Below are 16327 nucleotides of genomic sequence, written 5' to 3'. Positions count from 1 at the left end.
GGGGCCTAAATTGTCTATAGGATCCGCTCGGCTTGATTGCCGTACCAGGGCGTCTCGGTTTCCGGAACATCTAGCGTAGATTAATAGATATCTGAAAAACGGTTCGACCGTTTTGCAAGGGGGCTTCTCTTTACGGGACGTCCTCTATTTTTATGCCGCGGCAATCAGAAATTATTGCATCGCCAGCTGGGGCATTTATTCACTTCCAACGGTCATAGCTCAATACCTACCGCTCGCACTTGTTGCTCAACAAATGGCGAGGTTGATGGCCTAAGTTAAAGCCAGTGTTCGGCAAAGGCGAGGGAATAGAGGGGACTTAAGTCCTCATCGTAAACGCCCCAAAGGAAGCTAAGTAGCTCCTGAAGCCTAAGCGAAAGGTTAATTCAAATGGATTGGTGACTTCTTTTTTCCACCTGCTGTCCGATTATTGCGTTTGCTTTGACGATGGAATGATCACTTGGGACGGTCATCATCACGCTGCGACCGGTTTGCATGTCGATAACGAAAAGGTGCCCGAGCTTACCGAGTTTGCCACTCAGGGCGGCTTTGATGATTTGAATGATTATCTCAACTGCTTTGTCGACGGTTTTCTGAATAACCTGGTTGAGGCCGATGAGGACCTTATTGTTCCCAGGAGCGCAATCCACGAGGCGCTTTACCCTATGCTTCGAGAAGGGGATTTGACGGGCCTTGTTTTGGCTGATTTCTGCGGCTGTAACAAGGCGCTCGTAATCGACAATCCGGCCCCCGATGCATATTGCGTAATGTATGACACGCGAATCGCCCGCGGTATTCCGCAGTTCTTCAACTTGGTCACACGCATGCTTTGGGATATGCGCCAAGGGCTGCGTAGCCAGCAGGGCGCCTCGTTTAAGGTGACGTTTGTTTCGGCGAAGAATGTCGATTTATCTATGCTGGTCGTAGACGACGTGACGGACGTTGTGGGCGTGCAGGAAAAGCCGGGAACGAAGATGGTCTACTCTGCCCCGGCGATTCAGCTGGACACCTCGGCCTCAGACGGATGCGGCGCGGCGTCTGCCCCTGCGGGAGGGGAGCGGCCTGGTAACGCAGGCGGTAATAGGAAGGTTGCTGCAAGCGAGGGCGACCGTGTATGGGGTAATGCGTTTTCCGTGGCGCTTCCCGATGGCTGGATTGTCGATTCCGACCCCAGCCAAAAAGATACCTTTGTTTTAAGCCCCGCTTCGTCCAACAGACACATGGAAGGGGCTCAGGTTCTTTATTCGTGGCGCCCTGAAACACCAGAGGAAATGCGCATCATGGACCAACTCGAGGTTCGTCGCGCCGTGATTAGGACCACCCACTTTCCTCCCATCAACAACATGGTTCCCAGAGGGCTTGAGTATCACGAAGTCCAGGGTGATGGGTGCATTGTCGCTGTCGTTCAGGTTGGCGTGGGACTTCCTGGCATGGATACGGGGATTGGCTTGGAGTTCTATGTCAACCCTCTATACCGTGACAACGACTGCATGCGCGTGACGTTCTATTCATGGGATCGGAATCGTGTTGATGAGGCCCGCACGTTTGTCGATGGACTCGCGTCGACCGTTCGTCTTAATAAGGTGGAGCCTCTCAGTTGGGACATTGCGTTTAAGAAATGCTTTGAAACTAAGGTCGAGCCCGAGGAGTTCAGGGAGCTTGCATTCCAGGGCGTTTCTCTTTTGATTTCTATTCGCCAAGGTGTTTATACGTCAGCAGTATACGAGACCAGTTTGCTAGACGGTAATACTGCGCTTGATAGGGAGAATGCCGGTTTAAAGGCTCTGGCTCAGCTAAATGCGGATTCCGAGCGTTATCTGGATCGCATTCTTGACGCGGTCGATGCCCAGGAGCGCCTCTACGGAAAAGAGAGCTCCGTAGATCAGGACATTCGCTCTGCCGCAGCTAATGTTATTGATGTTGCTTTACTGAGGGCATCTAATTGCGACCTCGAAGACGGGCGTAACGCAGAGGCCATCCTTGCCCCTTCCGAGCACATGCGTGAGATTCGCGCCCGCATTGGACTGGACCCGGCGCCGGCGCCCGTTGCGCCGGAGAAGAAGGCCGCGCCGGAGAGTAAGGCGTCGGAGAAGAAGGATGCTGCGCCCGCCAAGGAGAAGAAGGTCGCTGAGCCTGCCAAGGATGAGAAGGCGGCTGCGCCTGAGAAAAAGAATGATGTGGTCATCGAGAAGAAAAAGGCCGAGGACGAGAAGCCTCAACCGTTTCAACCAAAGTCTTGGGCAGAGGACGAGACGAGGGATAGGGTTTACGCGCTTGCCGATCGATGCAATGAGATGCGCGGCGATTACTTTGACGCCAAAGCGAACAAGGCGAGGCGCCAACGCGAGCTAGATTCGATTGTCGACGATTTGAATGAGGCAATCTCGAAGCATGATCTCTATCGGAGCCTGGAGCGCGAACGCGAGAAGCTGACATGTCTGAGGAGCGACCTTGATGATGAGGTCGCTAAATACGAGAAAGAGCTTCAGTCGTTTGGACTGTTTGACATTAGCAATAAGCGCAAAACAAAGAAGAAGCTCTCGGAACTTGCCGAGCGTATAAAAGATGTCGATTCCAGTTTTAAGAAGATTGAGGGCAAGCTCTCTAAAGGTTCGAGCGAGCTCGCCAAAGCAAAAGTCGATGAGTTGCGACAGCAAGAGAGCGATGCCCGGCTAGCGTTTAAAGAGGCCGAAGCGAACTTCGAACAAATAGAAGCCGAACGGGATGAACGCTGGGCCAAGCTTGAAGCTTTCTGTGCCAGCGTGCCAAAAAGTGACCGATTTGATGAATGCCATTGGAATGCCGATTGGCAGGTGCGACAAGCGTACGATCGCAAGAGGAAGGCTAAGACCGATCCGGAAAACAAGCGGCTTGCGAAGCAGTTTGCGCAAACAATTGACGTCGGGGAAGTATTTACTTTATATGACATGATGGACGCTGTTGACGGAATAGATACGTTCTCAAAAGCGGGCGTTGTTTGCTATATGTATGACAGGACTCATTCATTAAAGAAGGTTGCTCCGATTAACAATCGCACTGCTTATGTGTTGACCGATAAAAGGTTCATGGATATATGGGACGACTGATTTTGAAGTAGGAGTCGGCTGAATTTTGCAGGGGGCATCTCTAGGGATGCCCCCCCGTTTTTATGTCGAGCCTGCATTGAATCCAGGCATAAAAAATGCCGGGGGACATCCCCCGGCTCTTGGAGGTCCCTCTATTCGAGGGTACCAATCCTTTTATACCACGAGACGAGGAGCCTATTCAAGTAGAAATTATAATGACCAAACACATGTTCGTCAATCTGCCTGCGGTTTTAGGATAACGACAGACTTTTGGCATGAGATGGTGGGGACGCGCTCGTTCGTGTTGCTTTGAACCGGTTGATGCGGCCGTGGCGTTATGGCTACCGCTCGCACTTGTTGCTCAACAAATGGTGGAGCTGGTGGAGTAAGTTAATACATACTGGCTGCTAAGCGGGGTCGGCTTGTGGTGGGCGTACCCTCAAAATGGTGCTTGCAAATGCTCTGCACGGGGCGCTATTTGCTTTGCTGTCGGGTAGACTTGTCTATGTTGACTTAGCTAGTTTTATTGGGCTTTTAATCGGTCCTGATTGGATGGGATAGAGATATGGCAACGTTGCTCGCCGATAAATACGAGGCTCGCAAGGCCGAGGTCAATGCTCGCTTTGAGCAGCTTCGCGCTAACGAGGAGGAGCTCAACCGAATCTTTGCCAAGATCTACAACATGGAGGGCGAGGTACCCATCGAGGTCGAGGACAAGTACGTATCGGTGGCGCGCATCTTCGATACCGCCGACGAGATTCCCGAGAGCTACAAGGGCAACAAGTATGTGCGCACCAAGCGCGACGAGATTACCTCGCTCATAAGCTATGCCGTGGGCTGCATGTTCGGCCGCTATTCGCTGGACGTGGACGGTCTGGTCTTGGCCGACCAGGGGGCCACGGTCTCTGACTATCAGGCCAAAATGCCCGATCCCGATCACGTGACCTTTATGCCCGACAGCGACAACGTGCTGCCCATTACCGACGACGAGTACTTTGACGACGACATCGTGCGCTATTTTATTGACTTTGTGCGCACCGTGTACGGCGAGGAGACGCTCGAGCAGAACCTGGCCTTTATTGCCGAGGCGCTCGGCGGCAAGGGCACCTCGCGCGAGGTGATTCGCACCTACTTTTTGAAGGACTTCTTTAAGGACCACTGCCAGACCTACAAGAAGCGTCCCATCTACTGGCTGTTCGACTCGGGCAAAAAGAACGGCTTTATGGCCCTGGTGTACATGCACCGCTATACGCCCGATCTGCTGGCGCGCATTCGCACCGACTACGTGCACGAGCAGCAGGAGCGCTATCGCTCGCAGATTGCCGACGCCGAGGACGCGCTGGCCACGGCCGAGCGCGGCGAGAAGGTTGCGCTGACCAAGCGCATCAAAAAGCTCAAGGATCAGCTGACCGAGACCGTTGCCTACGAGGAAAAGCTGCATCACCTGGCCGACCAGATGATCAAGATTGACCTGGACGACGGCGTTAAGGTCAACTATGCCAAGTTCCAGGATGTGCTGGCAAAGATAAAATAATGCACACGTGATTACGCGTTACGCGAATTGTTTTGACCGGTATGACAGTGGGATTGTTAGATGGCAAAGTTCAATGTAATTGAAGAGCTGGCGGCGCGCTTTGAACAGCCGCTGCCCGATTGCCGTGAGCGCCGCGTGGTGGTGTGGCACGACGCGGAAGGCGAGTTTGCCGCCACGTTTGCCGAGCTTGCCGAGGGCGGCTTTGGCGAAGCGGTAGAGCAGCGCCTGCCGCGTCCGGTGCGCTTTGTGGAGGCTTGCGACGGGCATATGTTTGAGGTCAAGCGCCTTATCGCCCGCGAGGACACCACGAGCGACATGCTGGTGTATCGCCAGCAGGGGCGTGGTGGCCTCGAGGGCGATTGGCTGGCCGACGTTGAGCTGTATGCCGATCAGTTCTCGGCGGACTATCTGTCGCTGCTGGCCGATCAACTGGGGGCTTCGAACGCGCGGGATATTCGCAAGGCTCTGCAGGCGCACAAGTCGTTCTTTGCCGCTAAGGGCCGCGTCGCCAAGTTTTCCAAGTGCATGCCCGCGCCTGCGTGCGCGGCCGATGTTGAGCTGGGCCTGCTGGCCGCCATGTTTGGCGGCTCCGATCCCAGCGCTGCCACCATGCCGTTTATTGTGCGCGCGTGCCTGACTATGCTGCTGCACGATGGCCCGGAGGCGCTGTCGGAGCTGGCGCAAAAGTTTGAGGCCGCCGACAGCCTTGCTGCCTTTGTGCGTCAGCGCACGGGCTTTGAGGGTACGCTGTTCGAGCGTGATTCGCTTCAGGATTTTGCCGCCCATGTACTGCTGACGGCCTCAGCCTCGCTGGTGCCGGCGGCTGCGCTGCAAAAGCTTTCCAACCATATTGCGCCTGCCTATGCGCCGTATTGCATTGCCGTTGTCCGCGAATGGGCGGGCGATGCTGCGGCGTCTGAGGACCTGCGCGAGATTTGCGAGCTGGTTCAGGACGCGTGCGGCCTGCGCCATGTGTTTGGTGCTCTGCCTACCGACGATCTGCTGCGCCTGGATGTATTCCCGTGCGTTGACGAGGCCATTTTGAGCGACCTGCTCGCCTCGCTGGCGCAGGGTGCCGATCGCGTTGACGAGGCCCGTCGTGTTGCCGCGGCCCGTCGCGACCTGTGCTGGTACGACGATGTCGCCTGCTACTACCAGGTGCTTTTGGCGCTGGCCGACATGGCGGCCTTTAAGCGTGACCATGCAGGTGGATTCCATATTGCCCAGGCGGCCGAGGTGTGGGAGGCCTACACCACGGATTGGTGGCGCATGGATGCGGCCTATCGCGCGCTGCGTCAGGCCAACGAGCGCTGCAAGCTGCGCGGTGTCGACCTGTTGGAGGAGCCAGAGCGCCGCGCGGTCGAATGGGCCGAGAACAACTACGTTAACTGGTATCTGACCGAGAGCAACGCGTGCTGGGCCAATGCCGCCCAGGCGCAGTGGCGCGATGCCGGCTATGTTGAGGGTGTCGCTCGCCAAGACCTGTTCTATTGGGAGACGCTGCCCACGTATACCGGCAGCGCCAAGGCCAAGGTGGTCCTGATCAGCGATGCGCTGCGCTACGAGGTGGCTCAGGACGTGGCTGCCGCTTTGGAGCGCGAGCGCGGCGGCGAGGTGCGCATGGGTAGCGTGCAGGCGATGTTTCCCTCAATTACCGAGATGGGCATGCCGGCGCTGTTGCCGCATCAGGCCATGACGCTCAACATGGAAACGTGCGCCGTGCTGCTTGATGATATGCCCACGGGTTCTACGGTCGAGCGTCAAGCGGTGCTGCAGAAGGCCGCACCTACGGGTCGTGCCCTGAGTGCCGCGGCGTATCTGGATATGTCTGCCGCCGACCGCAAGGAGCTGCTCAAGTCCAGCGAGATCGTGTACCTGTATCACAACAAGATCGACGCGACGGGGGAGAAGCTCGCCACCGAAAGCGACGTGTTCGATGCGTGCGCCGAGAGCGTGGACGAGCTGGTCTCGATCGCCAAGCGCGTGTGCACCGACGCGCCAGGCGCCCGCGTGACGATCACATCCGACCATGGCTTTTTGTACACGGCCAATGAACTGCCGGAATGCTTGTTCCTGGGCAAGAACGACCTGCCCGACGATCCGGTGCTGTTTGGCAAGCGCCATGCGGTGGTCGCTCAGGGCGACACCTTGGCCGATATCGCTAACGGCGCGGACGGTAGCCCGTGTTTAGCCATGAACATGGACCATGTGGTGCCGGGCGGCGGCTACGTTGGCTTGGCTCCGCGCGGGATCGTGCACTATAAGCGCCCCGGTGGAACCAAGCGCTACGTGCATGGTGGCGTGAGCCTGCAGGAGCTCGTGGTGCCGGTGGTCGGGTATCGCCGCCTGAGTGCCTCCTCAAAGGAATTCGTTGATACGCAGACTGCGAAGCTGCGCGTGCTGAGCGAGAGCCGTCGTGTTACCAACTCGCTGTTTGGCATTAAGTTGCTGCAGGAGGAGGCCGCTACGGGCAAGGTACTGCCGTGCGAGTACGAGCTGGTGTTTACCGACGAGACCGGCAACGAGGTGAGCGATGTTGCTCGCGTGCATGCGGACATGACTTCGCCCAACCCGCAGGACCGCGTGGTCGAGGCTCGCTTTACGCTTAAGACGGGTGTGTCGTTTGGGTCCGGCTTGTCCCATTTGCTGGTCTGCCGCGACGCCCAGTCGGGCAAGATCGTTTGGCGCGAGACGTATACCATCGCCGTTTCGTTTGCCCCTGTTGCTGACTTTGGTTTTTAGGAGTGTGCCCTATGTTTGATAGCCATGACGACAATCTGTGGGAAGTTCCCTCGATTGATGTTGATGTGCCTGCGGAGGCTGCGGCGTCCGCGGAGGAGGTCGTGCCTGCTGCGGAGGCTGAGGCTGCTGCGCCTGCCCCGGAGCCGGTTGCTGCCGCGCCCGTTGAGGCTGCCGCGCCCGCCGAGGGTGAATCCTCAAGCGATGGCTATGACCAAGCTGTGGCCGAGGCTCCCGAGGATGAGGGCTACGACATGGACGGGCTGGACGGCAAGCTGCTCGAGCACTTTGCTGGCAAGATCGTGCGCAAGGACCTGACGGCCCTTATGAAGCGCGGCGCCAACGTGCCCACCTTTGTTTTGGAGTACCTGCTGGGCATGTACTGCTCAACCGATGACGAGGATGCCGTGGCAGAGGGCCTGGAACGCATTCGCAGGATCCTCACCGATAACTACGTGCGTCCCGACGAGTCCGAGCGCATTAAGTCCAAGATTCGCGAACTGGGCCGCTTTACCATCATCGACAAGGTGACGGCCAAGCTCGACGAGTACAAAGACATCTACGTGGCATCGTTTGCCAATCTGACCATCGAGCCGTTTGTGATGCCTGCCGAGTACGTGCGTGACTATTCCAAGATTCTGCAGGGTGGCATTTGGTGCATTATGAGCATCGAGTATCGTCATCCCGTGGATGAGGAAGACGAGTTTGGCATGGAGGTCTTTGGCGACGATGCGCCGCGCCGCTCCAAGGCCAAGCGCAAAAAGCGCGGCCCCGAGGATTCTCCGTTTAGTGTGGCGTCGCTCACGCCCATCCAGATGCCCAACCTGGACCTGGATGCTATGGTCGACGAGCGCCAGTACTTTACGCGCGACGAGTGGCTCAACATGCTGCTGCGCTCCGCTGGCTATGAGCCCAGCGAGCTTTCAGAGAAAGAGCGCATGCACTTTATCGAGCGTATGGTGCCGCTCATCGAACGCAACTACAACCTGTGCGAGCTGGGTCCCCGCGGCACCGGCAAGAGCCATATCTACAAAGAGGTCTCGCCCTACGCCATCTTGCTCTCTGGCGGCCAGACCACCACGGCCAACCTGTTCGGCCGCATGAATTCCATGCGCGCCGACCGCGTGGGCTTGGTGGGCCACTGGGATTGCGTGACGTTCGACGAGGTTGCCGGCATGCGTTTTAAGGACACCAATGCCGTTCAGATCATGAAGGACTATATGGCGAGCGGCAGCTACGCGCGCGGCCGCGACCAGATTAACGCCGATGCCTCCATGGTCTTTGAGGGCAATATCAACGACACCGTGCAAAACGTTCTTAAGACCACGCACCTGTTTGATCCGTTTCCGCCGGAGTTTAACAACGATTCGGCCTTCTTCGACCGTATCCACTATTACCTGCCGGGCTGGGAGATTCCCAAGATGCGCTCGAGCCTGCTGACCGGGCATTATGGCCTGATCACCGACTGCCTGTCGGAGTTTTGCAAGGAGATGCGCCGCAAGGACTTTACGCACCATATCGACCGTTACTTCCGCTTTAACAGCGACTTTAACAAGCGCGACGAGATCGCCGTGCGCAAGACCTTTAGCGGCCTTGCCAAGCTGCTGTTCCCCGACGAGGCCATGGACAAGGACGACGTGCGCTGGCTGCTGGATTACGCCATCGAGGGCCGTCGCCGTGTAAAGGAACAGCTCAAGATTATGGCGGGCGTTGAGTTTATCGACGTCAACCTGGGCTATATGGATGCCGACAACCCGCAGGACGTGCACGTGGTGCGCGTGCCCGAGCAGAGCGAGGACACGCTGATTCCCGACGGGCCGCTGCTGTCCGGTCACGTGTTTGGCGTGGGCAGGTCGCAGGGCGGCGAGGTCGCCGTGTACAAGTTGGAGAACAAGGCCGTTGCCGGCGAGTGCAAGTTTAAGCACGAGGGCGTGGCCTTTAACAAGCCGGTGCGCGATACGCTGGAGGCCGCGTTCGACAACTTTGTGAACCTGGCGAACCGCGTGGCGCCGGGCATGCACATTGGCTCCAAGGATTACCTGCTGTTCTACAACGATCTGCAGAGCAAGGGCCTGTCCGAAGAAGTTTCGCTCGCCGAGTTCGTGGGCCTGTGCTCCGCGGCGTGCAACCGCCCGGTGATGCCTGCGCTGGCGATTCCGGGAATCTTGCGCATGTCGGGCTCTATGGACGAGATCCGTGGGCTCGAGGACATTATGCGCGTGGCCAAAAACGCCGGCGCCAAGCGCGTGATTTTGCCGCTGAGTGCCATCGCCGGCCTGCAGAGCGTGTCGTCCGAGATTATCTCGGGCCTGAGCCCGGTGTTCTACATGGATGGTGACCCGGTCGACGCCGCGAAAAAGGCTCTGGATCTGTAGGAGTGCGGGCGTGCGGGGCGTCCGGTGTTCGGGTGCCCCGCGAGCATGTGGGTGCGTAGTGCGTGAGGAGGCCTACCGTGGCGGACGAGCGTTCTGTTGGTGAGCTGCTCGACGAGCTGTTTGGCTTTGAGTCGGTAGCCAAGCGTCAGACGGCGCTTGAGCAGTACGATCGCGGGGAGCTGGTGCGCAAGGCGCGCTCCCGCGAGCTGCTGAGCGTGCTTAGGGGCGTCGAGGCTGCCGAGCACGCTGCGCGCGACTCTGCCGTGCGGGCTGTTGATACGTACGTGCGCCGTGTTGAGGGCGCTGCGCTTGCACGCGCTCGTAAGCAGGCGGGCATTGTTGGTCCACTGCAGATAGAGCGACGCTATGCTGCCTTTTTGCGCATGGAGGACAAGGCCGAGCTGCTGGCCCGTTTGGAGCAGACGCTTGCGTTTATCGAGGTAAAGCTGCGTGCGAATACGGCGGACAAGGTCCGCGCGGCGTACGATGCCGCGGGGGCTATGGTGCTACGGGACGCGGCGCGCCTGAATGGCGTGCGCGTTGTGGATGCTGTGCCTTTGGATGCCGACCTGCTGTGTACGCAGCTGGAACAGTTGCGTTGTGCCGCCGATGCGACGGACCTTGCGGGTATGATCACAGCGACGTTTGAGTCTGAGCTAAGTGCGACTGGCCCGCAGCGCGCTGACGGGCTTGTGGACGACGTGGCCGGTGATGTTGCTGGTGACGTGGCGTTGGAGCGTGAACTTACCAACGTGCGCGGCGCTGCGCAGCGAGCGCGCTTGGCGGCGCAGGCATATCGGGCCGAGCGCGCCGCCCGCGTTGCGGGGAGCACGGTGGAGCCTTCGGGGCTGCCCGAGCCTGCGTGCGTTGCGTGCGAGACGGCGTGCGATACCGGTTTGCTTTCCGAGTTGCTCGCTCAGGTTAAGAAGTCGTTTGAGACCTACCGTCGTATTGTTGCCGACGGCGGGTTGTTCTGCGCGTTTGGCTCTGGCTCGCCGCATGGGATTTGCAGGGGCTCGAGCTATTTCGACTACGATTCTCGGCTTGACGAAGACGTGCTGGTGGGCGAGTACGACGGCGCTACCAGGCACGATGTTCGGCGTGAGGTCACGATTCCCGAGCTGGTGGATGAGGCTTCGGCCGAGGGCGGCGATTCGCTCGAGGTCGCCGTGGCGCGCATGCGGGAGTTTAACGGGCGCCGCTACGATGGTGTGCTGGACGAGGACCCCGCGCGTCATGTGAATGCGTTTTGGTATGGACTCAAAAAGCTCAGCCAGTATTGCGAGGCTGCCGTGCGTGTGGACGAACGCGCTTGGGATTGCTTTATCGATAAGGTGCAGTTCGCCTACGATGAGCCCGTGGGGCGTTTGGCTGTGCAGATGGACGACGAGCAGGTTGCGGCTTTTGTTGCTGCTGTGGATAAGCTTAGCGCTGCTGAGTAGGGACCTGGCTCGGTAGGAGGTTACACCATGAAGATCGAAGTTGATGTGGACCAACTGCGCGAGAGCCTGCTCGATCGCGCTGGGAGCGCGGCAGGCGTGGGCTTTCCTGCTGCCATGCTCGACGTGATGGATATCGAGGGTGAGTCCCCTCAAGAGCTCCTAGCCCGAGCCGAACGCGAAGGCCTCGACCTCCGCGATTTTGCCGTCGACGATGACTAGGAATGTGACAAGGATAGCTAATTTGGGAGGGTCGTCTGCACTCGCAGCTGCGCGAACATGCACGATAAGCCGTCCCAATGGAGCCTAATGAGCGGGCGACCGTTCTATTTTGACTGCACGCTGGCTAAGTGAGTAGACTTTTTTGGAAATGCTGAGCACACGACTAATTTGCTTCAACAAACCCGCAGGTCACAGACTTATGCTTTGGTGACGTGGTCGGCGATTCGGCAAAAGTCTACTCACTTAGTTTTGAGAGTTGCTTATTGTCCTCAACGAGACCCCAGCCGGGGCGATTGATGCTCAAATGTAGCCAATTCGGGATGGCTGTCCCTTGCCGCTACGACGCCAGCGTGGCGATGACGGCTTTGTCGCCGGCGTATATGAGGGTGTTGCCGTCGGGGATAATCGTTTGGCCGTCGCGTTTGATCATCACGACGATAAAGGGGTGCTTGCCTTGCGGCACGTCGCGCAGGCGCTGGCCGGCCAGACGCCCGTGGGGAGTCACGGTGACTTCGCGCAGCGTTACCTCGGCACGATCTTCAAACGTTGGCGCGGCCATAACCAGCAGGTCACCTTCCTCGATGACGGTATCGCCGTTGGGCAGCACCGGGTGTGCACCGTCGCGCAGCACCAGGACTACGAGCATGTCCGTGGCACTGCCGATGTCCGCGAGCGAGCGACCGGCAAACGGATGTTCGGCGCCCACCTTGAGCTTAACGAACGACATACCTTCTTCGTCGCGGTAATCGTTAAACGTACGGCGCACGTCGCCTTCCGCGTCGATCATATCGAGCTTCTTTGCCACCGCAGGCAGCAGCGATCCCTGCACCACAATGCTCGAAACGGCAATCACAAATACCAGGTCAAACAGGTCATGCCCGCCGGGAACGCCAGCCACCACGGCAAAGAGGCTAAACACGACCGAAGCCGCACCGCGCAGGCCCGCCCAGCTTACGAGCGCCACCTGGCGGGGGTTGGTCTTAAAGGGCGCCAGGAGCAGACCGACGGCGATGGGGCGGCTCACGAAGAGCATAAACGTCATGAGCGCCAGACCGGGTAGCAGCACTTGCGGCAGGCGGGCGGGCGTCACGAGCAGGCCGAGCAAAAAGAAGATCGTCATCTCGGCCATCTCGGTGAGGGTGTCAAAGAAGTGCGCCAGCTCGACCTTACCGGTGATGTCGCTCGCACCCAGCACAATGCCGGCAAGGTACACGGCTAAAAAGCCGTTGCCGCCCAGATAGCTCGGCAGCGCGTAGGCGACGATCGCCACGGCGAACAAAAAGATGGTCTGCGCGCCCTCGGCCGTTGCGTGCGCGCGCTCGATCAAGCGGCCAGATGCCCAGCCGATGACAAGGCCCAGCCCCACGCCCAGGATGATCTGCTTGGCCAGCAGCACAGGGATGTTAATGTCGCCGCCCGCCGCGAGCGTGGCGAGTACCGCGGTGAGCATGTAAGCGACGGGGTCGTTGGAGCCCGATTCGACCTCGAGCAGCGAGTCGGTGCCGTCCCACAGCGAAAGGTTGTGCTCGCGCAGCACGCTAAAGACGCTCGCTGCGTCGGTCGACGCCACGACCGAGCCCAGCAGCAGACCGCCGATCCAGTCGAAGCCTAGCGCGAAGTGTGCAAAGGCGCCCGTGATGCCGGCGGTGACGACGACGCCGAGCGTGCTCAGCAGCACCGCGGGCACGGCGACAGGTTTGGCGCGGTCGATATTGGTGTTAAAGCCGCCGTAGAACATGATGAACAGCAGCGCCGTGCTGCAGACGGTTTCGGTGAGTGCGTAGTCGCTAAAGTCGATGTGCGCCGGCCCGTTGACGCCCAGCAGCATGCCCAGCGCGATAAAGATGAGCAGGGTGGGGAAGGGGAGCTTTTTGCCGACGGGTTTGATGGTCAGGCACAAAATGATGACGAGGCCTATAAAGAGAAGTATCTGGTTCATGGATAGTGTCCGCTCCTGGGTGGTTGGCGTGGCACGGTCAGTTGTCTGCGGTTATTTGTACCCAAAGATGGTGGGTTTATGGGTTGAACGGAGGGCGTTCGTGATATCGACACAGGCGGAGCCGTTTTTCTAGACTATTGGCGGCGGCTCGTATCTACTTTTCAGCTTTATTGCAACGGAGTACAATGGGTAACGTTTAAGTTCAACTTGAAGTTTTAGTTGTGGCTCCGGGCTTCGGCCGTAATGCAGGGAAAGGCGTTCCATGGCGATCTATGTGACATCCGATGCTCACGGGCACGTGCGCGCGCTGGACGAGGCCCTTTCCAAGATCTCGCTAACGTCCGACGACACGCTGTATGTGCTGGGCGACATGATCGATCGCGGTCCCGATCCGGTCGGCGTCATCAACTTGGTGCGATCGCTGCCCAACGCTCGCGTGCTTAAGGGCAACCACGAGCAGATTATGCTCGACGCGATCATTGGCCAGGACCCGCTTGATGCCGAGACCTGGGACATCAACGGCGGTTGGACCACGCGCCAGCAGCTCAACGAAATGGAGTTTGAGGCATACGAGGAGCTGGTGCGCTGGGCTGCCGCCCTGCCGCTCTATGCGGTGGCAGAGACTGCCGAGCGACCGTATCTGCTGGTGCACGCCGGTATTCAGACCGAGGCGGCGCGCGCGTTTTTGCTTGAGCATGGTGTCGATTGCGGTGACGGCAGAGGAGCGGTCGATGCCGATAGCGAGTTGCTGCAGCAAATGCTCGCCGTGCAGTCGTCCGATGACTTGCTCTGGATTCGCCATGGCTATTGGGATGCCCCGACGGGGCTGCTATCTGCCGAGGGCAAGGGTCCGGTCGTGGTGAGCGGCCACACGCCAACGGTGTCGCTGGGGCGCTATTGCGAGGTCGGCGGCCTGGCAGGGCTCGATGAGGAGTCGGGCCGCGGACAGATGGTGCGCCTGGGCGGCGAGGATACCGCCGGCGTTCCCGACCGCATCGACATCGACTGTGCCGCCGCCACCGGCTCCGAGTTCGGCCGCGTCGGGATCCTGCGCCTGGACGACGGGGCGGAGTTCTATGCAAACATTCTCCCTGGCGAGTAATCGGTGCAAAGGGTAGCTAATTTGGGACGGGGCTTTTTTGACTACTTTTGCCCTTCTGCCCATCAAATGATTTTTCGGGGACGTGGATTACATAATCATTTGGATGCCCGCTGGCTAAGTGAGTAGACTTTTTTGGAAATGCCGAGCACCCAACATATTTGCCTTAATAAAACCGCAGGTCACAGACTTGTACTTTGTCGGTGTGGTCGGGGATTCGGTAATAGTCTACTCACTTAGTTTTGCGTGATGCATATTGTCCGCAACGAGACCCCAGCCGGGGTGATTCCATCGCAAATTCCGGTGACCGGGGCAGCTAATTAGACGCCGTACGGATTCCGGTCCCTCTCTATGCGCTGGCGGATGTGGGCGTACTCGACAATCAATAGCACCAGCAGTAGGGCCATGATAGCCAGGTAGCTCACGACGGCACCCATCAGCCCCAGTAGGCTGATGAGGATCATCGGCACCACCACGCTCACGGCAAAGCAAATGAGGTAGATCTTGGTGACATCGTCGGCGTAGCGCAGCACTGTGATAATGGCGTAGATAAAGTCGATGGCTGCGGTGATGCCGCCGGCGACGACCATCAGCAGCGCCAATGTGCGGTAGCGCTCAAAGTTGAGGCCGTACATAAAGCTCATAAGGGGAATGCCGGGGCCTGCCATAAACGCGGCGCATGCGCCAGTGAAACCCAAGATCAGCGCCATGACGGCGACAATAATTAAGTCAAAGCGGCGACGCTTGCGCGGGTTAGCCCAAATGCTCGACAAACGCAAGAGCTGCGGTTTATAGATAAATCCAATGCTCAGCAAAATGGCCTGCGCCGGAAAGAATAGGGCATTAAAATACAGCTGATATTTGTAGGCCAGCGTGCCTTCCATCACAAATTTGGGCATGCTCTCGATAAGGTTAAACAAAAAGAGCGCGCCAAAGAGCGGGGCGCACTGCGCAAAAAGGCGGCCGACTTCGCGTATGCTCACGCGACGCGATTTTTCGGTTTCGAGCAGGGCGAGCGGGGCGGTGACCAGCACAAGCGAGGCGATTGCTGTGACACCCATGGCCATGGCCGCGATGGGCATGCTGCGCGTAAGGAACAGCGCCACGCTAAAGACCGCGATGACGCCGGCGGAGCGCAGCGTTTGGCTCATGCCGGCCAGGTAGAGTTTATCGGCCTGCTGCAGGCGGCCCTCGTACACGTCCGCCACGCCGTCGATTACCTTATACAGGTAGACGCCCAGGCCGATCGTCGCCATGTGCGCGTCGTAGCTGCGGGCGCTGCTGTACATGAGGCCGCAGGCCAGCGCGATCGCTCCGCAAAGCCAGCGGTTGAGCTGGTAGGAGGCAAAGGACGTCTTCTCGTCGATGTCCGAGACTTGAAAATTGCGTACGCCGTAGTTGCACGCGATCATGATGAGCGTGCCGGTGACAAAGGCGATGGAGAACTTGCCGGCTTCCTCGGCGCCCACGAGTTGCGTGGACACGATAGTGAGCAGCGGAAACGCCATGCCCCACACGGCGGTGCCGAGGGTATTCCAAAGGTAGTCGCGGCTGGTGGCGTGCTCCTCGTATTCGGCTTCCTGCGTGGAGAAGCCGCCGCCGTAGACGGCGCCGAGCAGGCGGTTCCACCAGGCGTTGACCATACGGCGGATGGGGCCGGGCTGGCGATCGCGCTCGCGGCGACGGCGTGTGGCTTGGCCGCTATTTGGCCCGCTGGCGTTACGCTGACTCAGCTCTTGGATGCGCGCGAGCTCCTCGGCGGTGTGCGATGCGGGGAAGAGGCCGTTCTCGATGCGTCCGCCCTGTCCGTGCGCCCCGCCCGATACAGCGGGGTTGGCGATGCCGTTGCGGCGGGCGATGGCGCGGCGGATGCTATCGAGGGGCGAGATGCTCAAGGCGGAGTCCTTTCTATTACTGC

9 protein-coding genes are annotated in these 16327 nt (G+C 59.0%); 7 read left to right on the top strand and 2 right to left on the bottom strand.

Annotated features, from left to right (window positions below; all coding sequences use genetic code 11):
- Positions 1 to 392: 392 nt before the first annotated feature.
- The 6 genes from FYJ40_RS02775 (at position 393) to FYJ40_RS02750 (ending at position 11371) form a co-directional block, all read left to right on the top strand.
- On the top strand, positions 393 to 3083 hold the full coding sequence (locus FYJ40_RS02775; protein WP_154577080.1) for a hypothetical protein: 2691 nt from the start codon (positions 393 to 395) through the stop codon (positions 3081 to 3083).
- Between the two features lie 544 nt (positions 3084 to 3627).
- The gene (locus FYJ40_RS02770; protein WP_154515679.1) at positions 3628 to 4596 is read left to right on the top strand and encodes a hypothetical protein; all 969 of its coding nucleotides are present in this window, start codon (positions 3628 to 3630) and stop codon (positions 4594 to 4596) included.
- Between the two features lie 60 nt (positions 4597 to 4656).
- On the top strand, positions 4657 to 7338 hold the full coding sequence (gene pglZ, locus FYJ40_RS02765; RefSeq protein ID WP_154515676.1) for a BREX-1 system phosphatase PglZ type A: 2682 nt from the start codon (positions 4657 to 4659) through the stop codon (positions 7336 to 7338).
- An 11-nt stretch (positions 7339 to 7349) separates the two neighbouring features.
- On the top strand, positions 7350 to 9710 hold the full coding sequence (gene brxL / locus FYJ40_RS02760) for a protease Lon-related BREX system protein BrxL (RefSeq protein ID WP_195838534.1): 2361 nt from the start codon (positions 7350 to 7352) through the stop codon (positions 9708 to 9710).
- 77 nt (positions 9711 to 9787) lie between these two features.
- Complete coding sequence (locus FYJ40_RS02755; protein ID WP_154515673.1) at positions 9788 to 11152, top strand: hypothetical protein; 1365 nt, start codon at positions 9788 to 9790, stop codon at positions 11150 to 11152.
- 27 nt (positions 11153 to 11179) lie between these two features.
- Complete coding sequence (locus FYJ40_RS02750; RefSeq protein ID WP_154515670.1) at positions 11180 to 11371, top strand: hypothetical protein; 192 nt, start codon at positions 11180 to 11182, stop codon at positions 11369 to 11371.
- Positions 11372 to 11708: 337 nt separating this feature from the next.
- Here the strand turns inward: FYJ40_RS02750 and FYJ40_RS02745 are convergent, their stop codons facing one another.
- Positions 11709 to 13310, bottom strand: coding sequence for a potassium/proton antiporter (locus FYJ40_RS02745; protein ID WP_154515667.1), 1602 nt, complete (start codon positions 13308 to 13310; stop codon positions 11709 to 11711).
- A gap of 262 nt (positions 13311 to 13572) precedes the next feature.
- Here FYJ40_RS02745 and FYJ40_RS02740 point away from each other — a divergent pair, with 262 nt between their 5' ends.
- Complete coding sequence (locus tag FYJ40_RS02740) at positions 13573 to 14412, top strand: metallophosphoesterase (protein WP_154515664.1); 840 nt, start codon at positions 13573 to 13575, stop codon at positions 14410 to 14412.
- 317 nt (positions 14413 to 14729) lie between these two features.
- On the opposite strand, the gene FYJ40_RS02735 is transcribed toward FYJ40_RS02740, so the two are convergent.
- Positions 14730 to 16304: a lipopolysaccharide biosynthesis protein gene (locus FYJ40_RS02735; RefSeq protein ID WP_370450576.1), complete on the bottom strand. Its 1575-nt coding sequence runs from the start codon at positions 16302 to 16304 to the stop codon at positions 14730 to 14732.
- Positions 16305 to 16327 lie beyond the last annotated feature (23 nt).

This window comes from Collinsella sp. WCA1-178-WT-3 (M1) (assembly GCF_009696325.1).
In the GTDB taxonomy this organism is placed as follows: Bacteria; Actinomycetota; Coriobacteriia; order Coriobacteriales; family Coriobacteriaceae; genus Collinsella.
Note: the sequence above shows the minus strand (reverse complement) of the source record. Positions and strands in the feature narration are given on the sequence as shown.